The following is a 24,266-nucleotide window of genomic DNA, read 5'->3' on the forward strand; positions in this document are numbered from 1 at the left end:
CCGACTACGTGAAGCGCCCGGGTCTGCCCGAGCGGTCGATGGCGGCTCTCACTCACGAATCCGGCAGAAGGAGCCAGACTTCGGAGAAGGTGAGGTCGTGCTCGTGGGTCGCATGCCCGCACGAGCAGCCCAGCGTGATCAGGTGCCAGTCGCAGGCCACTGTCCAAGGACCGTCCGCACGCCCGCACCCAGGGCAGTGGAAGGTGTCGGCCGTCCACACGTCGTGGACGGGCCTGCCGTAGTGCCGGAATCGACCCGTGTACTGGACCTCCCACGGCACAGCGGGTGGCGTGAGCGCAGCGGTCCCGGACGAACGCGGGGCGGCCAGGGCGGCGAACAGCGCGGTCAGGTCGGGTAGCAGAGCTTCGCCCGCATCGGTCGGCGGGAGCAGCGGGCCGTCCTCCCCGTCCTGAGGAACCAGGTAGTGCGGAGCCGCCGCGGCAGGAGGCGGGTTCGGGGTGGCGTACCAAGGCACGAGGGCGCGAGCGACAGCGGCCAGAAGGGCGGCGGCCGGCGCACTGACGGCACCTGCGTCGAGGTGATGGACCGTGGTGCGCCAGATCCGTTGGAGCCGTCGGTCCCGGTCCGTGGCCCGCGCTCGTACGCTGCCGGCCGCGCGGGCGGGCAGCGGCGCGTTGAGGCGGGCCAGTACGCGGGCCGCCGCTTCGGCATCCATATCGGTGGGACGCCATGCTCCGGCAGCCAGGAGCTGCCGCGCTCGGGCTGACTCTCGGGTCCAGACGCGTGTCAGCACCTGTGGGGTACGGGAGGCCGTCCCGGGAATGTCGTCCTGCCCGTTCGACATGGCGCCCCCTTACCGCTGTCCCGTCCCCGTATCCATCGCATGGTGCCCGCGCGCCCGCCCTGAACGGGCAGGAGACATCACATCACGCGACCGTGCGGACGCCTGACGACCCGGGGGCGGCTCCCACCCGGCCGATGTCACTCAGCGCATTCCGTCACCTCGTGTGGACGGTCACGCAATTCCCCAGGGCTACGATCATGTGATTCCCCAGGCTGTCATCCCGACGTTCCGGAGGGGTGTCCGGAGGGCGGCGTGCCTGACAGCAGCCCGAACTACCGACCCGAGCAGGGCCACGCGAATTCACATGACAGCTGTGGCCGGCTCCACGACCATTGGCCGATGACCATGCAACCGGACCTTCTCAGCCTGAGCATCGTGTGCCCACCGCCCGACGAAGACGGCGTGGAGGTCCGCCCGATCGTCAATGGCCAGGATCTTCTGTCTGATGTGCTCCCCGGCGGCGTGGGAGGCTCCCGGTACCTGGGAGTAGGCCCCCGGTATCTGTTGGACCGGGACGGGCCGTTGCATGCCACCACAACACCCCACGAGGTTCGTCTCGCTTGGTCCGGGTGCGGCGCGGAGGAGTGCTGTGGTGCCCTGTACATGACGGTCAAGCGTGACGGGGATCATGTTGTCTGGGCGGGCTGGCGCGACCTGGCCAATCAGGACGTCGCCCTGCCGGAGCTTCGGTTCACCGCAGCTCAATACGAGGCCGAAGTCCTGCGAGCCGGAGAGGACCGCAGCTGGGAGTGGCCGGCCGGAGCAGTTGCGCGGCTGCTTGAGGCGGGGCTGAGGGGACGCGGAGACTGGCTCCTCCGGTGGGGGTGCGAGTTGGAAGACGTCTGGGCCTCCCGCAAGCAACCCGACCGAATCCACGTCATCCTGATGCACCCCCCTGACGGGCCCGATACGGATCTGCCCTGGATCCAGTTCGGGATGACTCTCCCGATCTCCGAGGACGACCCATCAGACCAGGCCGAGCACCTTGAAGCACAGCTGACCGCAGGCGATCCCCGTGCCACCGCCGAGGTCTGGGGAGGTTCGCATGATGCCGAGCAACTGGGCTACCCATGGCCGCCGGTCGACCTGCGGTTCATGTGAACAGCAGGAGAGGCGGGCTCGGTCCCTGCCGTTGGGCATCCACTCGCAACCGCCATTCCCATGGGGAAGCGTGACCGTGCGGGTGGGGAATTGCGTGACGCCGATCATGTAGATCGTGGGGACATGCGTGACCGTCGACACCTCGGGAACGGCATGTGGTCGGTCCCCCGGATGGGATGCGACAGGCCCGCCGCGAAGGGTCTCTTCGGGGCGGGCCCGGTGCGTGCCGTGGCGGGTGCGCTGGTCGGCCGGTGCAGCCCGTGGGATGGGAGCTGCCGGTGTGGCCCGGTGGTGCAGGGCCCTGGAGGGCGGGCCGGGTTGGGGCCCGGTGGGGGGTGCACGACGTGAGGGCGGGCGCGGCAGGAGTGAGGGGGCCGGCCGGTGCCTGGGCAGGAAGGGACCCGGCCGGCCCTGCGCGGTCAGCCGGTGCGGGTGAGGCGCTGGGCGGCGGGTGCGGGCGCCTCAAGGATGGTGTCGGGGCCGGTCATGAGGATGGAGCGCTGGAGCCGGCGCAGGGCGGTGGAGGGTTCCAGGCCGAGGTCGCGGACCAGGCTGTTGCGCAGCCGCTGGTAGACGTCGAGCGCCTCACCGCGGCGTCCGGAGCGGTGCAGGGCGAGCATGAACTGGCCGTGCAGGTTCTCGTGGGTGCGGTAGCGGCTGACGAGGACGGTGAGTTCACCCACGAGTTCACGGTGCCGGCCGAGCCGCAGGTCCGCCTCGATGCGCTGGTAGAGCGCGCACAGCCGGCTCTCCTCGAGCCGGCGGATCTCCATCTCCAGCTGAGGGCCGGGCTGGATGTCGACCAGCGCGGCACCGCTCCACAGCGTCAGCGCCTCCCGCAGCCGACGCGCCGCACCCGCGAAGTCGTCGGCGTCCATGGCCCGGTAGCCCATCCCGGCCAGCCGCTCGAACTCACGGACATCACTGGCACCACCCGAAGTCTGCAGGAAGTAGCCGCCCGGCAGGGTGCGCAGCACATCCTTTGCCGTCCGTGGCACGCTCCCCTGCGGATCGTGTGCCAGCGCGCCGGCGATCAGCTCTCGCAGCTGCAGGATGTAGGTCTGCAACGTGGTCCGGGCGCTGCGCGGCGGCCGCTCGCCCCACAGTTCCTCGATCAGCATCGCCACCGGCACCACCTGGTCGGCGTGCAGGGCCAGCAGAGCCAGCACCTGACGCGGTTTCGGGGCCGTCGGCGTCACCGGGACCCCGTTCTCCGTGACGGCCAGCCCGCCCAATACCTCGATATCCACGCCGTATCCCCTGTCCGTGTATGTCGCGCATGAGTAGCCACGCCGGTCGTCCGAGGGCTGCGGCAGAGCCTGACTCTCGGCACCCACGAGTAAAAAACGGGACGGGCGGTTTGTCAATCCCCGACCGTCCGTGCTGTTTCCATCCACCTCCCGGTCACTCTTGAACACTCCTGCAGTCGCCGACCACCTCGACGGAAGGGGAAACCCGGCCTGAACAGCAGGCCAGGGAAGGGAAATGCGCCTTGCCGGAGAACGCATCCGAGGCAGGCGAACGATCGACAGGCAGCGCAGGGCGGCCTGGAAGGAAACCGCGAGGTTGGTTTAATATGGCATCCCGAGTCGTGAGGAGTCAGCGGTGAAGCAACAGGAACGCGCCGTGCGCACCCGCCGGGCACTGGTCCATTCCGCGGCGGAGGCGTTCCAGCGGCACGGGTACGTCCAGGCACGCCTGGCGCAGATCAGCGCGGATGCCGGGGTGAGCCCCGGCGCGCTGCACTTCCACTTCGAGAACAAGGCAGCACTGGCCCGCGCGGTACAGGCATCGGCGGGCATGCGGCTGCGGCGCGCGGCGGGAGCGGCCACCCGCCGGTCCGGTATGAACGCGCTGCAGCGGCTCACCGACACCTCGCACGCCCTCGCCGAGCAGCTACGCACCGATGTCGTCGCACGCGCCGGCTACCGGCTCAGCTGCGAACAGACGCGCACCATCTCCCACCACGGCGGACAGGACCTGTGCGGCCAGTGGCAGACATATGTCCAGCAGCAGCTCACCGAAGCAGCCCGCCACAACCTGCTCACCGAAGCGGCGATCCCCCACGAGACAGCCGCCTCCATCGTCGCAGCCACCACCGGCCTCGAAACGCTCGCCCGACACGACGCCACCTGGCTGTCCCACGAAACACTGACCAACTGGTGGGAACTCGCCTTGCGCTGCCTGGCCACCCCCACCACCCTCCCCGCCCTCCGAGCGGCCGGCACCGGCACACCACGCCCACCCCACCCACAGTGAACAGATGCCGCTCGCAGGCGGATCGACCGCCGCAGGCCATCCCGGCCATCCCGGCCATCCCGCGCAGAATGTGCGCGACGCCCAGCGCTGCCACCTGCCCATACCGGCCGCGAGGGGACGCCACCGAAGGATGAGGTCGCGCGGGACGGCGGGGCGGCTGACAGGGGCGACAAGGAGCCGATCAGGGGCAGAGCGACCGGCACGGCGGGGCACGGGTCGACATGCGAAAGGTGTCCGGAACGGGTCCGAGACGCGACAGCGGGCGTGGGGCCGCGGTCCGGCCCGCCATGGCAGCGTCGCGGTCACAGACCTCCGGGCGACAGGCCGCAGGCAAGACCGCCGGGCGACGGGAGTACGGAAGTACGGGAGTACGGGAGTACGGGCCAGAGCCGGCAAGCGGCGGCCGCGCCCACTACGGGGCGGAGGCCGTCGCGGTGGCCGTGGGGGTGCAAGTACCGGAAGCCACCAGGGTCTCGAGGCAGGAAGCGGCGGCGAGACGGGGCAGCAGCAGTCCCCAGAACCGGGTGAGAGGAGCCTGCGAGAGCCAGCTCGCATCCTGACGGCCCAGGGTCTCCAGGCCCGCGGTGACAGCCACCACCGCCGTGACGGCGTCGCGCACCGACGGACCACTGGCCAGCACACCCTGCCCGTCCGCCCGCACCAGGACGCCCTCCACCCACTCCTGCCACAAACGGCGCAGACCCGCACCTACCTGGTCACGCTCCGCACGGTCACTCAGACCGAACCCCGCCCGCAGCACCGCATCACGACCCAGGGCCCGCACCAGCGCATGAGTGGCATCGATCAACACCTGCAACCCGCCGTCCCCTCGCTGACAGGTGATCATCTCCAGGCGCTGCACCGCCTCCTGGCCCACCGCGTCCGCCAACGCCGCTTTGCTGGAGAAGTGGAAGTGCAACGCCCCACTGCTCACTCCCGCCCGAGCACTGATCATGGACAACGACGCCACCTCGAAACCGTCCCGGTCGAACAGCTCCGCAGCAGACACGATCAAAGCATTGCGCGTACGCACCGCACGCTCCTGCACAGCCATCAACGCACCCCGGCAACATGGCAGGAACAAGGGGACGGGCAACGGGCCACGCAAGCGACCAGCGCTGGACCCGGCACCCCGTACTCGCCCCCGAACCGGCAACCAGATCCGACCAGCGACGAGCACACGCCTGGGCACGGGCAGGAACGCGCACCCCACAGACCATTCTCCATGCCCCCTACAATAACAAACCGCTAAGGCGGTTTCTAGTGTGGGGCGTGCGAGGACCCGACATCCCGCACCCGAAGCAGATCCGTCCCGCATCCGGAATGACGAACTCCGCAAGCCTAGTGCAGGCTTGCGGAGTTCAACGGCACCGGCCCGGCCGGGCCGGCAGATCAGGCCACAGCAGGCCGCAGCACAACAGGCAACGAACCGTAGCCATTCATCAGGAACGTCTCCATGGGCCGCAGCTCACCCACCGGGACGGCGAGCGCCACGTCGGGGAACCGGGCGAACAGCGCCGCGAAAGCCGTGGTCGCCTCGATGGTCGCCAACGGCACCCCCATGCAGCGGTGCACACCATGCCCGAAGCCCAGCAGGTCACGGCCGGTGCGCAGTACGTCGAACTCCCCCGCCCGCTCACCGTGCCGCCCCGGGTCGCGCCCGCCTGCGGCGAAGTTGACCAGAATGGGATCCCCCTTGGGGATCAGAACACCATCAAGATCAATATCTTCCACCGCGAACCGCATCGGTGAATAGGCGCCGGGGGTGTGCAACCGCATCGTCTCGTCGACCACGTCCTCCCAGCCGGCCCGGCCCTCCCGCACATGAGTGAGCTGGTCCGGGTTGGCCAGCAGCGCACCGACCGCATTGGTGATCAGGGTGCAGGTGGTGTCCTGCCCGCCGGCCAGCATCAGATACAACGTGCCCAGCAGTTCCTGCTCGGACAACCCGCCGCCCTGGTCGTGCACCTCGATCAGCGACGACGTCAGATCGTCGCCCGGCTGCTTCCGCTTCGCCGCGACCAGATCCGACAGCAGACCGAACGACTGCAAGCTGGCCGCTTCCATCTCCTGCGCACTGACCGTGGTGCTGAAGACGGTGTGCATCGCCGCGCACAAGGCGCTCGTCGCCTCACCCTGCTCCACGCCGAACAGCTCGCAGATCACCCGCATCGGCAGCAACTCCGCGAACGACGCCCGGAGATCCACCACGTCACCCGCCGGCACCGCCGCAAGATCGTCCATCAGCTCGGCAGTGATCGCCTCCACCCGCGGCCGCAGCGCCTCACTGCGCCGAACCGTGAACGCACCCGCCACCAAGCGCCGCAACCGCGTGTGCTGCTCCCCGTAGGCGAACAGCATGTTCTCGTTCGCCACCCACGGATACAACGGCCACTCCGCCGTGATCCGCCCCTCCCGAAACGCCGGCCAGTGCTGCCGCGCATCCTTCGACACCCGCGGATCGATCAACAACCGTTCCACACAGTCCTGGCGCACCACCGCCCACGCCACGACACCGCCCGGCAGCTCCACCTGGACCGCCGGGCCCTCCTCCCGCAATCGCGCGGCTTCACCGTTCAGATCGCGCCCCGAAACATCCAGCGCATAGGGGCAAGAAATCGCTTCCATCAGAGCTCTCCCTCGTTCGTCAGAATTCGTCAGATACATCCGGACCCACCGAACACACACACCTTCGTGCGCCGTCGCCGGCACGCAGCCCTGTCCACCGGCCCGGCACTCAGAAGCCGCACCCTGCTCGGGCGGCCTCGTGCAGCGCCCGACCACGGTCCCCTGCACCGAGTGCCGTGCCACCCGTCTCTCCGGCGCCTACTCCCCGTTCACGCCCAGGACTTCGGCGCTCGCCCCGCGGAGCCCCACGACACGACTCCGGCCCGACCGGCGCACCCCGCACGACCCCAGAACCGGAACACCTCCGGCCCACCGGTCGACGCCGGAACCCCGCCGCCGCTCGTCACGGCTGCGATCTCGCTCCAAGCCTCCGAAAACCATCCCGGTCCCGTGCCGGTCCCCACGCGACCCGCGCACAGCTCTGCCGCGCCGCCGGGCCGAGTTCACGGATCCACCAGGACCAGACCCCCGTCCCCCCCCTGCTCCCAACCCCCTGTCGGCCCCGTCCTCGTTTCTGCGCATGGGTCAACCCCCTTGACCAGCAACCGAGTTCACCCGGTGCGCACGCGCGTCCGATCCAGCTTCCCCGCACAAGCCCTGCCCCACAAGCCCCTCACACCCCGCTGCAAACCCTCACGCGAAAGGGAGATGCCACCTTCCGCATACGGCCGGAGGTGGCGGCATGCCGACCAGGCCCACGGCCGTCGGCGCACGGCCGAACTCGGCCCGGCACCCCACGCCGAACCCCCCCTCATCCCACAACCTCACAGCACCGCGCAGCAGCCGGGCACCCGCCGCGCCGCAAGTCCACGAGTCGCGTACCCGGCGAAGCACAGCCAGGTACAGATGAACGTGCTGGTCCACTGTCGGCCTGTACGCCCCCACGCATAGGCGTCCGGTGAATCAGAGGCGGGCGCTCCCGGTCCTGCTCCCCGGCCGCGCCTCCTGCCCGAAAGGAACCGGTGCGAGGTCAGGAGGATCGGGTCGGCAGCGAAGCGGTCGGAGGCAACGCTCACACGACCTGGTTCATCTCACCAGCCCGAGGCGCCGGTAACCGACCGCGCCAGCCACGATCACAAGCCGGCAAGGACCTCATGGGTCGCAGCGTCACAGCGCCACAAGGAAAAGGGGGCGGCCCTGGCGTCGCCCCGCCCGGTGGAATCGGGCAGACACAGACGCCAGGGCCGACAAAGGGTCTGACCACGTGGTGGGTCGGAGAACTACCAGTAGGGTCAGGCCGACGCGGGCTGCGCCCACTGCTGTCGCATCGCCGCCTCGTACACCCGCGCCCCGCGATCCGGTGCGAAGTCCAGCCGCACCAGCACCCCAGGCACGGCGATCGCCGCCATCAGATGCTGCTGCAGGTCCGTGACCCGCTCCGACATGTCCGCATGGCCCGTCATGATCTTCGACAGGATCTGCACGCCGGTGAACGCTCCCACGAACATCCGGGCCGCCGCCGCCACATCCACATGCGGCAGCAACTCTCCGCCCTCCTTCGCCCGCTGGAGCAGTTCCGCATTGTGATCGATCCACCCCTGCATCGGCACCCGCCGGTCCAGACCGTCCTGCGGGGCTCCCTGATCCACCGTCAGGCGCACGCTCCCCCGCACCATGGGATCGCCCTTGCCGAGCATGTACGCCAGCAGCAAGGCCTCGTCCAGCCCTTCCTGCAGCGTCAACTCCTGCCGTGGCACCGGCGGAACCGACGCCAGCTGATTCGTCAGCACCGCCTGCGCCAGTTCGTCCTTCGACGTGAAGTGGAAGTAGAGCGCCCCCTTCGTCACGCCCGACCGCTTCAGAATCTCCGAGATGGTCGCGCCGTCGTACCCCACCTCGTCGAACACCTCAGCCGCGGCGACAAGAATCTTCTCCCGCGTCCGGATCGCCCGCTCCTGCTGCGCCACCACACACCTCCCGTACCCCCTACCAGAAAAGAAACCGTAGGGTTCGTATGGTACCACCCAGTGACGCTCCGTAGGCAAGAGGGCAAACAACCGATGCTCTCTGTGCCCGGAAACCGGCGAGCAGACCCCTGAGGGCCACAGAAACCGACGGTTCCGCCTCCACATAAAACCGGGGCATCGGTTTTTTTCAAGACCCAATCAGCTTCCCCGCGCCCCGCGACAGACCCCGCCCTGGACATCAAGACTGCACGTCAGAGCCGTTCCGGCCACCCGCAGCCGCCCTCCACCGGACGATCACACTCCGACTTCAACCGGCCTGGCGGGCCGTCAAGAACCCGTCAACAGGCCTTGAATTAGAAACCGGTTGGTACGTATCTTGTGTGGCCTGAGGCCCACCCTTATAGGGCCATTCACGGGGGAGAAGGTGCTGAGCATGACAGTGCTCACGTTCCACAAGGAAAAGCCCACCACCGACCAAGACGCCAAAACAGCCGGCACCGCCTCATCCGCGGCCGTAGCCGACGCGGATCAGTCCGTACCCGTCAAGCCCGCCACGACGCCCACCCGCGCCGCCGTGCAGGAGCGGGGGGAGCGGGCAGTGCCGGAACTGACCTTCACCGTGCAGGACCGTGCGGTCCAGGAGCCCACGCGCAAGGTCCAGGAGCGCGCCCGTGCCTCTCAGGAGCCCACTGCGGCGCAGCAGCCGATCGTCATCGGGAAGAATCCGACAGCCCAGAGCCGCGCACAGGAGCCCTGCAGAGCAAAGGAGTTGATCCGGGCGGCGAAGAAGGCCACTGCGCAAGGACCGGGCCAGGTACAGGAGTTGCCCCGCGCCGTGCGAAGCCGCACCGCCCAGGACTCCCCACAGATACGCACTGCGCAGGCGCAGGCGGTGCACGAGCCGTCGGTGCAGGAGACGGCGCGAGCGGCAAGCCCGACCGACGTACCGGAGCAGGTCTCGGGGGGCGCGGAGGACCCGGCCGGGTCGGTGGCGGCCGCACTGGCCGCCGGTGAACTGGCCCACCTCCTCTTCGACGAGAAAGACGGTGACACCGTCCACGAACCCTGGCGTGCCCTGGTGGACAGTGAGGCTTTCACCTACCGCACCGGCCTCACCCCCCAGGAACGCACCGAACTGTCCTACCAACGACTGCGGTTGGTCAACGAGGTCGCCGGCGACCCCGAGGCCCTTGCCCACGACCCCCGCCGCCTGGCCGCCCTGCACGAGTGGACCGGTTTCACCGACAGCGGCCTGTGCACCATCAGCGGCATCCACTACAACTTGTTCCTGGGCAGCATCCTCGACCACGACGGTCACACCCGCGACCTCACCCCTTACACCTCACTCCAGCACACCGGCACCTTCCTGTGCACCGAGCTCGACCACGGCAACGACGTCACGGCAATCGAGACCACGGCCACCCTCGACCCGGCAACCGGCGGATTCGATCTCCACACCCCGACCCCCGGCGCCCGCAAGTTCATGCCCAACACCAGCACCACCGGCGGCCCCAAGACCGCGCTTGTCGCCGCCCGCCTCGTCACCGGCGACACCGACCATGGCGTCTATCTCTTTCTCGTCCCCCTCAGCGATGCCGCCGGCCACCTCCCCGGCATTACCGTCACCCTCCTTCCCGAACGCCTCGGCAGCCCTGTCGACCACTGCATCACCTCCTTCGACCATGTCCCGCTCCCCCGTACCGCTCTGCTCCAGGCCCCCCACGGCCACCTCACGCCCGACGACACCCTCAGCAGCAATGTCACGAGCCGACGCAAGCGACTCCTCCACTCCATCGCCCGCGTCACCACCGGCAAACTCTGCATGAGCGCCGCCGCCATCGGTGCCGCGCGCACCGCCCTCGACATCGCCGTCCGCCACGCCCACACCCGCCACATCAGCGGCCCGAAGGCCGGCGAACGCATCCCCCTTGCCGCCCACCGCACACACAGCGGCCGCCTCACCGATGCCCTTGCCACCACCTATGCGATGACCTTCCTCCACCGCGAGACACTCACCGCCCACACCCGCACCCCGAACGACCCCGACACCGAACGGCTCGTCGCCCTCACCAAGGCCTGGTCCACCTGGCAGGCCCGCGACATCATCACCGAGGCACGTGAACGCTGCGGTGCCCAGGGCCTCTTCGCGCACAACCGCCTCGCCGATCTGCACACCAATATCGAAGGCACCATCACCGCCGAAGGCGACAACCTCGTCATCTGGACCAAGGCCGCAGCCGAGACCCTCTTCCACCCCACGCCCCGGACCACCCCCGTCACCCCCGCCATCGACCCCGCTCAGGCGACCGACCCCACCGTCGCCCACCAGCAACTCACCGACCCCGCCTTCCTCCACAACCTTCTCGCCCACGCACAGACTCTCTGGACCCAGCGCGCCCGTACCGCCGCCCGCACGAGCCCCCGCGGCAACCCCCTCGCCCGCTGGAACACCACCAGCACGCCCGCGCTGACGATGATCGAAACCCACACCCAACGCCACGCGGCCGAGGCCCTCCACGCTGCCGCCACCCGCACCACCCACCCGACCACCCACCACCTCCTCACCACCCTCCACCAGCTGTTCGCCCTCAACCAACTCCGCCCCCACACCGGCGATCTCCTGGCGCACAACCACCTCACCCCCGAACACCTCAACCAACTCCCCCACACCCTCAACGCCCTCCACACGGCGCTCACCCCCCACCTCCCCACCCTCGCCCAGGCCTTCAACACCCCCCAGCACACCCAGCCCGCCACCCCTCTCACCCACCCCGCCGGCTGACGAGGGCGGTACCGCACCAGCTGCTCACTGATAGGGCCTTGGACGGTCGGTCGACGTCCAAGGCCCTATCGGCGCCCGCCGCATCCACGGCGCCGGCCGACGACGCGTACCGAGAAGGCTCGCCGCTTCAGCGCAACCCGCACCACCCAGCGGATGCGGACGGAAGCACCAGGTTCACCTAGGCGCGCAGTGCAGGTGCGTTCTACTGCGCGGGATCCGACGTGCCCGGGTCGTTCGGGTGGGACGTCACCGCAGTGATCACCGGGGTCATCCACGGCCAGAGCGGCAAAGTGCCGAGAACCTTCTCGCGCAACTCGGCCTCGTCCGCCGCTCGCCACAGGCCGATGCTGCGCAGCTCACCCACCGGGCGCCACAGCCGTACCAGGTGGCCCGCGGCGGCAAGCTCCCGGGCACGCCCGGATTCCTCTGCGCGCCGGCGATCCACCTCCGCCGGCTCTGTGCCCTCGGGGATGTGAGTGGTGAGCTCGACCAGGAACTCGTTCATGTCTTCTTCTCCTGCTCTGCGGGAGGCGCCGCGGGATTCCGCGTACACCGGAGAGGGACGGCCGTGACGCGATCGAGCGGTGTGCGGACCTGGCTGCACCACGGCGAGGACGGCCGACGGAGTCGACCGTTGCCGTGAGCGGCATCCCGGTGTTCCGCCGCGCGACTCGTCACTGGGGGCCGTCAGCCGGTGCCGGCCGCTGCACTCTCGGGACGAGCTGATGGGCCCCGTCGCCACCGGGAATGCACACGCGGCCGATCTGACCGACACCCCCACCCCAAGACCACCAGCCTACTCTTTGATTTTTGTCGACCGGTCATCTATTGTCATATAGACGACCGGTCGACAATAACTCAGGACCGGCAGACAACCACCACATCGGAGAAACTGATCATGAGTGCACAGCCTCAGAAGGTCGCCGTCATCACCGGCGCATCGCAGGGCATCGGAGCCGGTCTGGTCACCGCGTACCGCAAGCTCGGCCACTCGGTCGTCGCCACCTCACGCAGCATCGCCGAGTCCGACGATCCGGGGGTGGTCACCGTCCGGGGCGACATCTCCGATCGCGCCACAGCCGAGCGCGTCATCGCGGAGGGCGTGGCCCGGTTCGGCCGCATCGACACCCTGGTCAACAATGCCGGCATCTTCATAGCCAAGCCCTTCACCGACTACACCGAGGAGGACTACGACACGGTGCTCGGGCTGAACCTGGCGGGATTCTTCCGGATCACCCAACTCGCGATCCCGCACATGCTCGAGCAGGGAGGCGGCCACATCGTGCAGATCACCACCAGCCTCGTCGACCACGCGAACGCGAACGTGCCCTCCGTACTGGCCTCGCTGACCAAGGGCGGCCTGCAGTCCGCGACCAAGTCGCTCGCCATCGAGTACGCCGGCCGCGGCATCCGGTCCAACGCGGTCGCTCTGGGCACCATCAAGACCCCCATGCACCCCGAGAGCACCCACGAGACACTCGCCGCCATGCACCCGGTGGGGCGCATGGGCGAAGTCAGCGACATCGCCGACGCCGTGGTCTACCTGGAGAACGCTCCGTTCGTCACCGGTGAGATCCTGCACGTCGACGGCGGCCAGAGCGCCGGGCACTGAGCCAGGGGCAGCGGACCGGAACGGGGACGGGGACAGGTGCAGCGCCGCCGACGCACTCAGCCTCGTTCCGCGACCTGCTTGCCCAGGTCGAGTTCCGCGCCTCCCGGCGTCTGCAGGCCACGCCGGAACAGGCTCCGCACATGATCGGCGTTCTCCGGGCGCCCTGACGTGCGGAAGAAGCCGGACAGGCTGGACGCGAACTCGTCGTGCGGAATGTGCGTGGCCGCGTTCACCACGCTCTTGGTCTCGGAAACGGCGACCTTGTCGAACCCTTCGATACGGCGGGCGAACGCGTCGACGAAGCCATCCAGCTCTCCGTCGGGAAGGACGCGGTTGACGTAGCCGTACCGGGCCGCGAGTTCAGCCGGGAAGTCGTCCGCCCCCAGGACGATCTCCATCGCTCTCCCCCGGCCCACCAGCCGGGCGAGGCGCCCCATCGGATTGCCCCCGGGCACAGAGCCCACCCCCACCTCGAACTGCCCCAGGACGGCCCGGGGCCCTGCGAAACGGATGTCCGTGGCCAGGACGAACTCGCTTCCCGCTCCCCGGACACGGCCGTTGATCGCGGAGATCGTCACGGCCGGGACGGTGCTGAGGCGGATGAGGTTGTCCGCGTACGGGTGCAGCCCGGTGGACCCGGCCCGCATCGCGCTCACTCGCGCCGTGTCGGCCGTGAAGTCCCAGTGGGCCATGAAGAAGTCGGGGTTGGCGCTCTGGAAGACGACGACGGTCAACTCATCGGCCTGCTCGATACGGGTCACCAGAGCGGCGAGCTGCTCGACGGTGTCCACGTCGATGAGGTTGATGGGGCCGTTCTCGAAGGTCACCTTCCAGTAGGAGGGCGACACTTCGTCCACATGGAACTGCTGCTCATCGCTCATGGCGCCGACCCTAGGGTCGAGGAATACGCCGGTCACCGCGACAGGCCGTGAGCGGCGGACAGCGGACTCATCTGCGCCACCCCCACCGCCTGATGCCCGGCGAGGCAGCTTCTCGTGCGACGCGACCCCATCGGGGTAACGCCACGGCTCGACTCCGATCGGCGCCGAGCCCGCAGAGGTTACGCGCGGGCTGCTTCCTCCCGCGGGACCCGAGCACCCAGCAGGGCCAGGCAGTTCGCCCAGAGGACGCTGAGCTGGGAGGTGCTGTTGTAGAGCTTCGCGAACAGCACCTGCCCCTCGAGCTGCGCGACGACGGACCGAGCAGCGTCATGGGTATCGCCGACCGCGACCTCACCCCTCTCAAGAGCCTCGGCGATGACCGACTCGACCATGTCGACCTGGGCGTCGAAGATCTCCTGCAGACGCTTGCGGATGGCCTCGGTCTGGTTGCTCATCTCGAGGGTGAGGTTCCCGAAGAGGCATCCGGAGACAGTGCCGCAGGTCTGCTGACCGGCGAGCTGAGCGGCCTCGGTCTCCTGGAAGAGCCGGCGCAGCCGCTGCAGGGGTTCCGCATCGCTGTTCAGGATGCGGGTCCAGTCGCGCTGCTGAGCGGCCCAGTGCTCGTCGATGACCGTCAGCGCGAGAGCCTCTTTGGACTCGAAGAAGTAGTAGAAGCTGCCCTTGGGCACTCCGGCCGTCTTGCAGATCTCGGCCACGCCCAACGCCGAGTATCCGCGCAGCTCGATGAGTGTCTGCGCGGCACTGATGATCTTCTCTTTGGCGTCGCTCGTGCGTCCCATGCTTGCAAGTATACGACCGCTCGTCTAGTTTTAATAGACCGGTCGACTATATGCGGGGAGAACCCGTGCGGTTGCGGAGAGTCGTCGCTCGGTACCGCATGATCCACCCCGCCCCACGAGAGACAGGAGCCACCACGATGAGCAACCCGATGTACGCGGTGCTGAAGCAGTGGAAGTCCGCCTTCGACGGCCACCGGCCGGACGTCATGGCGGACCTCTTCACCCCCGATGCCCTCTTCCAGGGCTTCGGACCTGAAGTCCTCTCCGGTCGCGAGTCCGTACGGGACTACTACGAGGCCGTCGCCCGCGACCGAAGCGCCGATGTGACGATCCTCCACACCTACGAGATCGGCGATCAGGTGGCCGGAGGGTTTGCGGACGTCACCTTCCGCGGTGACGACGGCTGGCAGGCTCCGGTACACATGTCGCTGACCCTCCAGCGCGACGGCGGGACCTGGCGGATCCGCCAGTACCACGTCTCCCGGGTCATCACCGAGCACTGACCCCGTGCCGCGCGGACGGTGGAACCAACGACGCCGTCGCGGCCGCTCGGTCGCGAGACCGCTGACTACCCGGTCGCGAAGCGGCCGCAGAGCCAGTTACCCGGCTCCCCCGGGTCGTCGCTCATCCAGTACTGACGCCACAACAGCGCGAACTCCTCGCGGCTGAGGTGGCCGTCGCGGTTCAGGTCGAGCAACTCGAAGACACCGGATGCGTCCAGAGGCCGACCGGTCCAGGTCTCGACGAGCCGGCGATGTTCTTCGGCGCAGATCCGGCCGTCGCCATCGGCGTCCACCGCGTCGAAGACGGTGTCGGCGGTCGCGGTGACGTCCCCGGCCATGGCGGGCAGTTTGTCGACGAGCGACAGCAGGTCGTCCATGTCGACCGCGCCGTCCCCGTTCCTGTCCCCCGTCTCCCGCAGCGCCGCCCACCACCCCATGAGCAGCGTCGTCACCCTTGCCTGCAGGTCCGTCCCGGGGTCTACGCCCGGCAGCCGGCTCCAACGGGCGACGAGCGCCCTGAAGTCCTCCTCGCGCAGAAAGCCGTCGCCGTCCGCGTCGAATGCGGCGAACATCCCCTTGAGCTTGCGCTCCTGAAACGCGCTGGCCATGTGCAGCCCCTTCCCCACGCCGAACCGAACCATGAACTGTCGGCAACCGCCCCAAAAGGTGGCGGACTGCACATCACTGTAGGACGGGTGCAGCCACGCTCCCACGGGCACATATGGGCGAACGGTCACCGCCGCCCCATGCCGAGGACGGCCTGCGATTCGATGAACGCCGCCCTGTGCGAGGCCGGTTCCTGCGGCGGCCGTGCCCGATGTGCCGTCAGGGTGCTGCCCCTTCCGGCCAACGGCATGGGTTCCCCCGACCGTTGTGCGCGGAGGAGGCGGGGCCCGAAACAGGTCGTGGTCGAGGGCGAACCGTTCTCATCCGATCGAGTTGTTTGTGCGGCGGGGCCCGTCGGTCGGCGTTCCGTCTCCGCGAACCTGCTGTGTGCAGGCGGCCCCCTTCGCGCCACCTGGAGGAGACGGCTCGCGGGTGCACACACCTGCCGACGTGTCCCACGAACGACAGGAGGGCTGCTCTGTGTCCGTGCCCCACAGCCGTGTCCCGGGTCGGCCCAACGGGCTGGGCACCTCCGGTGCACGCGTCGCGTTCGCCATGACCTCCCCGGCCGTGGCGTCCTCCAGCTTCGAAGGGCCACGTGCCGCGCCGGACAGGGATGGTCCGCACTTCACCATCCCGTGGCCGGCGCGACTGAATCCCGGGGTGGAGGAGATGCGCCGGAACAGTCTCCGGTGGGCGACGGCGCTCGGGATCGTCACCACCGAGGAGGAAGTCCGACGGCTCGACGCACCACGGTTCGACCGGCTCGCCGGATACGCACATCCTGACGCTCGGGGTCTCGGCGCCCAGCTGGTCTCGGACTGGATGTTCTGGTTCTTTCCGTTCGACGATTGGTTCGACGGCCCCCTCGGCGAGGACCCGGCGGCCGTCAGAGACGTCGTCCGCCCCATGATTCGGTTCGTCCACGGCGAATGGGCGGCGCTACCCGCCTCAGCCCCTCCGCTCCTGCGTGCCTTCGCCGAGCTCTGCGGGCGCAGCCGTATGGGCATGTCGGCCACCTGGCAGAACCGGTTCGCCGAGGACACGGCCAAGTACCTGTACTCCTACATCCTCGAGGCCATCATCCGGCGCAGCGGCCAGGAGCCGGACATGGAGCATCTCGTCGAGGTCCGCCGGGACGCGATCGGCATCCGGCCCTCTCTCGCGTTCGGCGAGACCGCAGAACAGCATGAGGTGGCCTTTCCCTTGGTTCTCAGCGAGACCGTGCACGAGCTCCGCAAGGTCTGCGCGGACATCGTCGTCGTCCAGAACGACGCGTATTCCCTGTCCAAGGACCTGCGCCAGGGAGAGTCCAGCAATCAGGCCGTCGCGCTGATCCGCCGGCACGGTATGACCGCCCCGGAAGCCATCGCGCACCTCGAACGCAGCCACGACCGGCTCATCGAGACATTCCTGCGCCTCGAAGCCATGTCCACGACCCTGCCCCCGCGCTACGGACTCCCCGAACAAGCACCGCACCTCGCTCACCACCTCTCGACCCTCCGGTGCTGGATCAGCGGCAACGACGCCTGGAGCAGGGAGACACAGCGTTACGCCAGGGCGTAGGGCCGCAGGGACGGGTCGCCCCGGTTGCGGCGACCGCCCCAGCGCACACCGGCACAGGCTCTCGTCCCCGTCGGTGGTCGGCGCGCCTTCGCACCCCAGCGGTGCAGAATGTGCGCGTGCCTCTCCTCAGCGATATCGAGCCCCTCCCCCGCACCACCAGTGTGCCCAGAGCGGCGGCGCCCCACCGGGCCGCCAGGCCGCGATAGGGCTCCCCATGGACTACCGAGCCGTCCTGGAACAGATCGTTCAGGACATCGCGCCGCAGGTCGGCGGCGGCCGGCCCGCCGAATACATCCCGGTTCTGGCGAGTGTCGACCCGAGCCAGTTCGGTATGGCCATCGCCGAGGTGGACGGCACCGTCCACGGCATCGGGGACTGGCAGCGGCCCTTCTCCACGCAGTCGATCACCAAGGTCTTCACGCTGGCGCTGGCGCTCGCTCAGGGAGGGGACGGTCTCTGGGCGCGCGTCGGCCGCGAGCCCTCGGGCAACGCGTTCAACTCTCTGGTCCAGCTGGAGTACGAGAACGGCATCCCGCGTAATCCGTTCATCAACGCCGGCGCCCTCGTGGTCACCGACCAGTTGCTGACGCTGAACGGGGACGCCGGCAACGAACTCCTCGAGTTCCTGCGGCAGGAGAGCGGCAATCCGGAACTGGGGTTCGACGCACAGGTCGCCCGGTCCGAGTCGGAATTCGGCGACCGCAATGCCGCACTGGCCCACTTCATGGCCAGCTACGGCAATATCGCCAACCCCGTCCCCACCCTCCTCGAACACTACTTCCGGCAGTGCTCGATCGAGATGAGCTGCGGCGATCTGGCGCTCGCCTGCCGTTTCCTCGCCCGGCACGGCCTGCGCGCCGACAACACCCGGCTGCTCACCCGCAGCGGGGCCAAGCAGATCAACGCGGTGATGCTCACGTGCGGTACCTACGACGCCGCCGGCGAGTTCGCGTACCGGGTGGGGCTGCCGGGCAAGAGCGGAGTCGGCGGCGGGATCGTCGCCGTCGTACCGGGGCACTGCACCATCTGTGTGTGGAGCCCCGGCCTGGACGCGCGCGGCAACTCGGTCGCGGGCGTCGCGGCGCTGGACCGCTTCACGACCCTGACCGGGCTCTCGGTCTTCTGACCCGCGGGCCCCTACCGCTACGGGGCGCTGCGCAGCGTGAGCAGGTAGGTCGCGGTGAGTGCCACGGCACGGTCCTCGTCGCGGGACAGATCGACGAGGGCATCTGACGTCGTGGTCCCCGGGACGTCCGCGAGCGCTTGCGTCAGCCGTCGGCGAGCGGCCGGTTCCAGGGCCCCTGGGGCGAGACGGCCGACGAGCCTGGAGGCGATCTGCTCCGCCGACGCAGGACGACTCGCCAACGCACCGAGTGCATCGGCGGCTTCGACGTCATGTACCCCCGCGATGATCATGTCGATGAGTGTCGGGACGGCCTCGGCCACCCCTCGTGCTCCGAGCGCCAGAGCGGCATACCTGCGGACCACGACGTCGGAGTTCGTGAGGGCGTCCCGCAGAAGCGCGCTCGCGTCCTCGTCCGGAAACTCGGCGATGGACTGCACGGCACGCTTTCGTACATCGGCGACCGGTGAATCCAGTCCCTCCGCCAGCAGGGCCACAACGCTGTCCCCCGATTGCGCCAGAGCCCATCGAAGGGCTCCGGCGACGTGCGGATCCGTCTCGCTCAACACCGCATCGACCAGCGCCTCCACCGGAACGGAAACCTCGTCCACCGAGGACAGGGCCGCGCGCTGACGCTTCCCCGCGCTTTCCGACCCCAGGGCCTGGAGCAGCGCGACGATCTGCAGGACGTCCTCCCATTCGGCGGGTTCCGCGGCACCGATCCGACGCAGTCGCGTGAGCAAAGCCGTCTCGCCGGCGATGCGTTCGCGCGTCTGGCGGATGAGGTCGTCGACGAGCTCCGTGGGCCGGAAGCCGGGATCGTCCAGTGCGCTGCGGACTTCGCGCAGCGACAGACCCAACGACCGCAGGCTCTCGATGTGGAAGATCCGCCGGATGTCCTCACCGGAGTACTCCCGGTAGCCGGCCTCGGTGCGCTGCGTGGGCCGCACCAGACCGAGAGAGTCGTAATGCCTGAGCATGCGGGCGCTGACCCCGGACCGTCGTGCCACATCACCGATCAACACTGCCTGTCACCCGTCCTGGCTGTTCGTTCCCAGAGCTACGATGCGCTTCGCCTCCTCGATCGCGAACTCGAATCCGGCATCCGGGTCGCGCAACAGCCGTTCCGTGGCGATCGCGTGCTGACGCACGTGGGGGTCGACGTCCATCATCGCTGTGCGCAGGGCCGCCTCGGCCGTCTCACCGAGCACGATCATCGCCCGGCTGAGGCTCAACTGCGTCTCCCGCGCACCCCGCCCGAACTGGGTGGCCAGCACCTCGGCCAGCTGCGGTCCCTCACCTTCGGGGACGAGTGCGACCGCTGCCCGCCACGCACTGCGCGCAACCTCGTCGTCGGCGTCGGTCAGCAGCGCCCGTGTGATCGCAGAGTAGGCCCGCCGGTCCCCGACCTTGGACAACGTGTGCAATGCCTGGCTGCGCGCCTGCGCACGCTCCGAGCCGAGAGCGTCGATGAGCTTCGGGACCGTCGTCGACGACGGGTGGCGGGTCAGCGCCCACGTGAGCATTTCACGCACAGAGAAGTCGGGCTCGACCGCGCACCGTGCGATGAGTACGTCGATGAACTCGTCGTCCGGGCTCGTGCCGACCGCCAGTGCTGCCCGCAGCCGTACCGACGAGCTGCTGTTCTCCAGCGCCCGGAGCCCTCGCGTCGTGTTCGTGTCCTGTTGCGGTATGGCCACCGGAACCACCTCCTGGGCCCCAGTGAAGACCTTGTCATCGTGACAAGGTCAAGCACGGCGAGGGCATGGTGCGGGCGTCCGGTGCGTCGCCGTCCGGGGCAGCGTGCGGTTGTCGGAGCTGTCGTTTCGGGGCGGTCGGAGCTCCAGCGGTCGGATCACTTCGTTGCCGACCCGTCCATGCCGCTCGTCCGTTCCCCAGACGTCCGAGGCGGCCGATCGCGTCGGCAATCGGCCGCCCCTCTGCGGGGCCGCGCACGGTGATCGGCCCCGGCCGACCAGCCCTCAGGTGATGGCCTGCGCCGCCTCGTTGATCAGGCGCGCGACGTCCACCGGGCGCGAGACGCTCACCGCATGGGAGGCAGCCACGGAGACCGAGGTCGCGTCGGCGCGCTCGGCCATGAAGGTCTGCGTCTGCGGCGGGATGTTCAGGTCCTCCGTGGCCACGAGAACCCAGGACGGTATCTCCTTCCATGCCGCGGCGAAGGCGGGTTCGGCCAGCGCTGCGTTGGTCACGGGACGCTGGGTGGCGGCCATGATCGCAGCGGTCTCCTTGGGAAGGTCGGCGGCGAACTGGTGGGGAAACCTGCTCTCGTCGATGTAGAGGTCCACGGTCCGGCTGTCGTCGGGAAGCGTGATCGGCACCGGCCGGAGCGCCTCACCCAGGGTGCTGCCGGGGAACATGCCCGCGATGTCGAGGGCGCTCTCGCCCTTCTCGGGCATGAACGCCGCGACGAACACGAGCGCCTTGACGTTGTCGAGGCCGTCCGCGGCATTGCTGATGACGGCGCCACCGTAGGAGTGGCCGACTAGGACGACGGGGCCTTCGATGGAGGCGACGAGCTGCCTGACGTACTCGGCGTCGCCGGTCAGTCCGCGCAGGGGGTTGGCGGCGGCCACCACCGAGTAGTCGTGCGACTGGAGCCTCTCCACGACGCCGTTCCAGCTGGAGGAGTCTGCGAACGCTCCGTGCACGAGGACGACAGTCGGCGTCTGTTCATTCATGGTTGATCCTTTTCCTTGGGTGCATGAGTACGCGCCCTGTTCGGGCGCACCGATGGATTCCCGCGGAACTCCGTGTCGCTTCTGAGGTCTCGCGACGAGAAGCGACAGGAATACTCCCGGCGGCGTACTCCTGCGGACTGCGGTGGTTCGGCACAAAAGGCCGATTCATCCTTACGACCGAGCCGGCTGCCGGGGTGTGACACGACGGGGCCCTTGTGGGCGGCGTCGCCGGGCTCCGGCAGCAGAACTCCGGCGGCGGACAGCTGCTCGTCCTCGGGAAATGGCCGCGTCGTCCTGCCGGTCAGGAAGCGGTGTCACAGGTCAGAGCGGCGTCCGGTCATGTGGCATGACGCTGCGCAGAGCAGCAGCCCGACTGCCGCGGCTGCGTTGCGTCGGGTTCGAGAACATCAGCGATGAGGGTTCGCACCGGTCGTCCACCCCCACGGTGGTTCCTGGTGGCCGAGGCCGTCTGCGCGTGGCCTCTCGGCACCCGTACGGTCTCCCCCATCTTTGTAAGGACAACAGCTCCATGACCATGACTGACGAGGTGACATACGGTCGCCCAGAGCCGAAGGCGCGCGAGACCTCCGAGTCGGCGATCGCGATGGTCGACGAGCGGGGGACGGTGGTCGCGTGGACGCAGGTCGCCGAGCGGCTTCTCGGGTACGCCGCCAGGGACGTGGTGGGTGGATCTGCCGCACTCGTCGTGCCGGGCTCCGAGGAGGCGCCGACGACATCGGCGTTCGTCGAGCAGTGCCGGGCCCGGAACGGCTGGCCGGGCACCACGGCGGTACGTCACCGAAACGGCCACACGCTCGACATCAACCTGCGGTTCTCGCAGGTGAGCGGGTACAGCGGAGCAGTCCGGTGGCTCCTGTCCGTGAGCGACGCCGGCCCGCTCGCGGGCCGAGAGGTGAACGGATCCGCACGGGAGTCGCTTCTCGTCCGCGCTCCGATCGGCATCTCCGTTCGTGACATGGAGCTGCGCTGCACCTGGGTGAACGACACGGTGGAAAGCCACGACGGCGTTTCCCGTGACCGACGGCTCGGGCGTCGCTTCGTGGACGCGCTGCCCGGTGCCAAGTCCGAAGCGGTCGAGGCCGTGATGCGGCAGGTGATCGAGAGTGGCACCACCAGGGTCCACGAGTACCGGACGTGGCTGGCGTCGGGTCCGGCTCAGGACCACACCTTCGCCGCTTCGTTCTTCTGTCTCCAGGGCGCGGACGGCCAAGCGCTCGGGGTGTGCACCATCACCGTCGATGTCACCGAGGCCCGGCGGGTGCGCGAGCGCCTCGCCGTTCTGGGCCAGGCCGGTACGCGCCTCGGCGGAACACTGGACGTGATGGAGACCAGTCAGGAACTGGCGGACCTGGCCGTGACGCTGTTTGCCGACTACGCCTCCGTCGACCTGGATCAGTCGGTCCCCTTCGGTGAAGGGCCCTCGATCAGCATCGGCCCGATGAGCGAGCGCCTTCCCGCCTTCCGACGTGCCGGTATGGCGTCGATCCATCTGGGGGTCCCCGAATCCGCTTGGGAGCGCGGTGAGCCGGTCCCCGTTCCGTCCGTCTCACCCATCGCCGACGTCCTGCTCACCGGCACCTCCCACCTGGAGCCGATCGTGGACACCGCTCCGGGTACCTGGATCGACAAGGACCCGGTACGGGCGCGGAAGATCCAAGAGAGCGGCATGCACTCCCTGATGGTCGTCCCCATCCGCACGCGGCGTGCCCTGCTGGGCGTGGCGTTGTTCGTCCGCACCGGAAACCCGGCGCCGTTCCAGGAGGTCGACCTCCTCCTGGCCGAAGAACTCGTCGGCCGCGCCGCGATGGCGTTGGACAACGCGCGCCAGTACGCACGTGAACACTCCGTGGCGCTCGCCCTCCAACGCCATCTGCTCCCGCACCGCCTGAGGGGTGGTCTGGCGGTCGAGGCGGCCTCGCGCTACCTGCCCGCCGATATGGACCACGGCGTCGGAGGCGACTGGTTCGACGTGATCCCGCTGTCCGGCGCCAGGGTGGCCCTCGTCGTCGGCGATGTGGTGGGGCACGGCATCAACGCCGCCGCGACCATGGGCAGGCTCCGCACGGCCGTCCACACGCTCGCGGACATGGACCTTCCCCCCGAAGAACTACTGGCCCACCTCGACGACACGGTCCAACGGCTGGCGGAGGAGGACGCGGACGCCTTGGACCAGACCCCCACGGTCGTGGGCGCCACCTGCGTCTATGCCATCTACGACCCGGTCACCCGGACGTGCACCATGGCAGGGGCCGGGCACCCTCCCCCCGCGATCGTCGACCCGCAGGGCCGCGTCACCTTCCCCGAGCTTCCGACCGGAACCCCACTCGGCATCGGACTCGGTGGCCCTTTCGAGGCCGTGGAGTTCGAACTGCCCGAGGGCAGCCTCATCGCCCTGTACTCCGACGGCCTGATCGAGACCCGTGACGACGACATCGACGTGGGGATGCAGCGCCTGGCCGCCGCCCTGGCCCAACCCGAACGGTCCCTCGAAGACCTCTGCACCGGAGCGATGGACACCCTCCCGGATCAGGGACCGCGCGACGACGCCACCTTGCTCGTCGTACGGACCCGCTCACTCGGTCCGTCCCGCGTCGCCTCCTGGACGCTGCCGAACGACCGGACCGCTGCCGGCGCCGCCCGGCACCTGGCGGCCGGTCAGCTGACCGCCTGGGGTCTGGAGAATCTCGTGGACTCCACGAAGGTCATCGTCAGTGAACTGGTCACCAACGCCGTCCGCCACAGCGGCGGTCCGATTCACGTGCGCCTGATCCGGCACCAGGTCCTGACCTGCGAAGTGTCCGACACCGATCTCTGCTCCCCACGTCTGCGTCGCGCACGCACGGGCGACGAGAACGGGCGCGGCCTCAGCCTGGTCGCGCACCTGTCCCGCAGATGGGGCTGCCGCTCGATACCGAACGGCAAGGCTGTCTGGGCGGAAGAAGACCTGGTTGGCTGAATGTGTACGCCTGT

Annotated in this window: 20 protein-coding genes; 8 read left to right on the top strand and 12 right to left on the bottom strand. The window is 68.9% G+C overall.

The genetic code is table 11. The annotated features are described in order from the left end of the window. Positions 1-52: 52 nt before the first annotated feature. The gene (locus OHA05_RS01145) at positions 53-676 is read right to left on the bottom strand and encodes a hypothetical protein (protein WP_328859499.1); all 624 of its coding nucleotides are present in this window, start codon (positions 674-676) and stop codon (positions 53-55) included. Between the two features lie 468 nt (positions 677-1,144). On the opposite strand from OHA05_RS01145, the gene OHA05_RS01150 reads away from it, so the two are divergent. Continuing rightward, positions 1,145-1,906 (top strand): hypothetical protein, encoded by a 762-nt coding sequence (locus OHA05_RS01150; RefSeq protein WP_328859500.1) that lies wholly within the window; start codon positions 1,145-1,147, stop codon positions 1,904-1,906. 419 nt (positions 1,907-2,325) lie between these two features. Here OHA05_RS01150 and OHA05_RS01155 read toward each other — a convergent pair whose 3' ends face one another. Next, the gene (locus tag OHA05_RS01155) at positions 2,326-3,156 is read right to left on the bottom strand and encodes an AfsR/SARP family transcriptional regulator (protein WP_313948341.1); all 831 of its coding nucleotides are present in this window, start codon (positions 3,154-3,156) and stop codon (positions 2,326-2,328) included. Positions 3,157-3,511: 355 nt separating this feature from the next. Here OHA05_RS01155 and OHA05_RS01160 point away from each other — a divergent pair, with 355 nt between their 5' ends. After that, positions 3,512-4,165 carry a ScbR family autoregulator-binding transcription factor gene (locus OHA05_RS01160; protein ID WP_328859501.1) on the top strand — a complete coding sequence of 218 codons (654 nt, stop codon included), beginning with the start codon at positions 3,512-3,514 and terminating at the stop codon, positions 4,163-4,165. Between the two features lie 412 nt (positions 4,166-4,577). Here OHA05_RS01160 and OHA05_RS01165 read toward each other — a convergent pair whose 3' ends face one another. The 3 genes from OHA05_RS01165 to OHA05_RS01175 all read right to left on the bottom strand — a co-directional run bounded on the left by OHA05_RS01165 (position 4,578) and on the right by OHA05_RS01175 (position 8,700). Next, positions 4,578-5,174 carry a helix-turn-helix domain-containing protein gene (locus OHA05_RS01165; protein WP_328859502.1) on the bottom strand — a complete coding sequence of 199 codons (597 nt, stop codon included), beginning with the start codon at positions 5,172-5,174 and terminating at the stop codon, positions 4,578-4,580. A 383-nt stretch (positions 5,175-5,557) separates the two neighbouring features. Next, complete coding sequence (locus tag OHA05_RS01170) at positions 5,558-6,793, bottom strand: cytochrome P450 family protein (protein ID WP_328859503.1); 1,236 nt, start codon at positions 6,791-6,793, stop codon at positions 5,558-5,560. Positions 6,794-8,025: 1,232 nt separating this feature from the next. Beyond that, positions 8,026-8,700: a ScbR family autoregulator-binding transcription factor gene (locus OHA05_RS01175; protein ID WP_327685963.1), complete on the bottom strand. Its 675-nt coding sequence runs from the start codon at positions 8,698-8,700 to the stop codon at positions 8,026-8,028. 433 nt (positions 8,701-9,133) lie between these two features. Here OHA05_RS01175 and OHA05_RS01180 point away from each other — a divergent pair, with 433 nt between their 5' ends. Beyond that, positions 9,134-11,482 carry an acyl-CoA dehydrogenase family protein gene (locus OHA05_RS01180; RefSeq protein ID WP_328859504.1) on the top strand — a complete coding sequence of 783 codons (2,349 nt, stop codon included), beginning with the start codon at positions 9,134-9,136 and terminating at the stop codon, positions 11,480-11,482. 202 nt (positions 11,483-11,684) lie between these two features. On the opposite strand, the gene OHA05_RS01185 is transcribed toward OHA05_RS01180, so the two are convergent. Next, positions 11,685-11,987, bottom strand: coding sequence for a muconolactone Delta-isomerase family protein (locus OHA05_RS01185; RefSeq protein ID WP_313948335.1), 303 nt, complete (start codon positions 11,985-11,987; stop codon positions 11,685-11,687). A 393-nt stretch (positions 11,988-12,380) separates the two neighbouring features. Here OHA05_RS01185 and OHA05_RS01190 point away from each other — a divergent pair, with 393 nt between their 5' ends. Then, the gene (locus tag OHA05_RS01190; RefSeq protein ID WP_328859505.1) at positions 12,381-13,094 is read left to right on the top strand and encodes an SDR family NAD(P)-dependent oxidoreductase; all 714 of its coding nucleotides are present in this window, start codon (positions 12,381-12,383) and stop codon (positions 13,092-13,094) included. Positions 13,095-13,150: 56 nt separating this feature from the next. On the opposite strand, the gene OHA05_RS01195 is transcribed toward OHA05_RS01190, so the two are convergent. Then, a complete protein-coding gene (locus OHA05_RS01195) occupies positions 13,151-13,975 on the bottom strand; it encodes an enoyl-CoA hydratase/isomerase family protein (RefSeq protein ID WP_328859506.1) in 825 nt (274 codons plus the stop codon). Positions 13,976-14,154: 179 nt separating this feature from the next. Further along, entirely contained in the window at positions 14,155-14,775 is a 621-nt protein-coding gene (locus OHA05_RS01200) for a TetR/AcrR family transcriptional regulator (RefSeq protein ID WP_328859507.1), read from the bottom strand. A gap of 137 nt (positions 14,776-14,912) precedes the next feature. Between OHA05_RS01200 and OHA05_RS01205 the strand changes: the two genes are divergently transcribed. Continuing rightward, on the top strand, positions 14,913-15,278 hold the full coding sequence (locus OHA05_RS01205; RefSeq protein ID WP_313948331.1) for a YybH family protein: 366 nt from the start codon (positions 14,913-14,915) through the stop codon (positions 15,276-15,278). Between the two features lie 65 nt (positions 15,279-15,343). On the opposite strand, the gene OHA05_RS01210 is transcribed toward OHA05_RS01205, so the two are convergent. Next, positions 15,344-15,886, bottom strand: coding sequence for an EF-hand domain-containing protein (locus OHA05_RS01210; RefSeq protein ID WP_313948330.1), 543 nt, complete (start codon positions 15,884-15,886; stop codon positions 15,344-15,346). A gap of 670 nt (positions 15,887-16,556) precedes the next feature. On the opposite strand from OHA05_RS01210, the gene OHA05_RS01215 reads away from it, so the two are divergent. Continuing rightward, entirely contained in the window at positions 16,557-17,450 is an 894-nt protein-coding gene (locus OHA05_RS01215) for a terpene synthase family protein (protein WP_328859508.1), read from the top strand. A 214-nt stretch (positions 17,451-17,664) separates the two neighbouring features. Further along, entirely contained in the window at positions 17,665-18,576 is a 912-nt protein-coding gene (locus tag OHA05_RS01220) for a glutaminase (RefSeq protein ID WP_313948328.1), read from the top strand. Positions 18,577-18,593: 17 nt separating this feature from the next. Here the strand turns inward: OHA05_RS01220 and OHA05_RS01225 are convergent, their stop codons facing one another. The 3 genes from OHA05_RS01225 to OHA05_RS01235 form a co-directional block, all read right to left on the bottom strand. Continuing rightward, the gene (locus OHA05_RS01225; RefSeq protein WP_328859509.1) at positions 18,594-19,598 is read right to left on the bottom strand and encodes a HEAT repeat domain-containing protein; all 1,005 of its coding nucleotides are present in this window, start codon (positions 19,596-19,598) and stop codon (positions 18,594-18,596) included. Positions 19,599-19,604: 6 nt separating this feature from the next. Next, on the bottom strand, positions 19,605-20,282 hold the full coding sequence (locus OHA05_RS01230; RefSeq protein WP_443043608.1) for a HEAT repeat domain-containing protein: 678 nt from the start codon (positions 20,280-20,282) through the stop codon (positions 19,605-19,607). Positions 20,283-20,555: 273 nt separating this feature from the next. Continuing rightward, positions 20,556-21,275: an alpha/beta fold hydrolase gene (locus tag OHA05_RS01235; protein ID WP_328859511.1), complete on the bottom strand. Its 720-nt coding sequence runs from the start codon at positions 21,273-21,275 to the stop codon at positions 20,556-20,558. A 529-nt stretch (positions 21,276-21,804) separates the two neighbouring features. Between OHA05_RS01235 and OHA05_RS01240 the strand changes: the two genes are divergently transcribed. Further along, positions 21,805-24,252 carry a SpoIIE family protein phosphatase gene (locus tag OHA05_RS01240; protein WP_328859512.1) on the top strand — a complete coding sequence of 816 codons (2,448 nt, stop codon included), beginning with the start codon at positions 21,805-21,807 and terminating at the stop codon, positions 24,250-24,252. Positions 24,253-24,266 lie beyond the last annotated feature (14 nt).

Source organism: Streptomyces sp. NBC_00306, from assembly GCF_036169555.1.
GTDB classification, from domain to species: domain Bacteria; phylum Actinomycetota; class Actinomycetes; order Streptomycetales; family Streptomycetaceae; genus Streptomyces; species Streptomyces achmelvichensis.

Bases quoted from the DNA above. Each gene is read 5' to 3' on its own strand.
- OHA05_RS01145 (WP_328859499.1), bottom strand. From the start codon at position 676: ATGGATGCCGAAGCGGCGGCCCGCGTACTGGCCCGCCTCAACGCGCCG.
- OHA05_RS01150 (WP_328859500.1), top strand. From the start codon at position 1,145: ATGACCATGCAACCGGACCTTCTCAGCCTGAGCATCGTGTGCCCACCG.
- OHA05_RS01170 (WP_328859503.1), bottom strand. From the start codon at position 6,793: ATGGAAGCGATTTCTTGCCCCTATGCGCTGGATGTTTCGGGGCGCGAT.
- OHA05_RS01180 (WP_328859504.1), top strand. From the start codon at position 9,134: ATGACAGTGCTCACGTTCCACAAGGAAAAGCCCACCACCGACCAAGAC.
- OHA05_RS01185 (WP_313948335.1), bottom strand. From the start codon at position 11,987: ATGAACGAGTTCCTGGTCGAGCTCACCACTCACATCCCCGAGGGCACA.
- OHA05_RS01190 (WP_328859505.1), top strand. From the start codon at position 12,381: ATGAGTGCACAGCCTCAGAAGGTCGCCGTCATCACCGGCGCATCGCAG.
- OHA05_RS01195 (WP_328859506.1), bottom strand. From the start codon at position 13,975: ATGAGCGATGAGCAGCAGTTCCATGTGGACGAAGTGTCGCCCTCCTAC.
- OHA05_RS01200 (WP_328859507.1), bottom strand. From the start codon at position 14,775: ATGGGACGCACGAGCGACGCCAAAGAGAAGATCATCAGTGCCGCGCAG.
- OHA05_RS01205 (WP_313948331.1), top strand. From the start codon at position 14,913: ATGAGCAACCCGATGTACGCGGTGCTGAAGCAGTGGAAGTCCGCCTTC.
- OHA05_RS01210 (WP_313948330.1), bottom strand. From the start codon at position 15,886: ATGGCCAGCGCGTTTCAGGAGCGCAAGCTCAAGGGGATGTTCGCCGCA.
- OHA05_RS01215 (WP_328859508.1), top strand. From the start codon at position 16,557: ATGCGCCGGAACAGTCTCCGGTGGGCGACGGCGCTCGGGATCGTCACC.
- OHA05_RS01220 (WP_313948328.1), top strand. From the start codon at position 17,665: ATGGACTACCGAGCCGTCCTGGAACAGATCGTTCAGGACATCGCGCCG.
- OHA05_RS01235 (WP_328859511.1), bottom strand. From the start codon at position 21,275: ATGAATGAACAGACGCCGACTGTCGTCCTCGTGCACGGAGCGTTCGCA.
- OHA05_RS01240 (WP_328859512.1), top strand. From the start codon at position 21,805: ATGACCATGACTGACGAGGTGACATACGGTCGCCCAGAGCCGAAGGCG.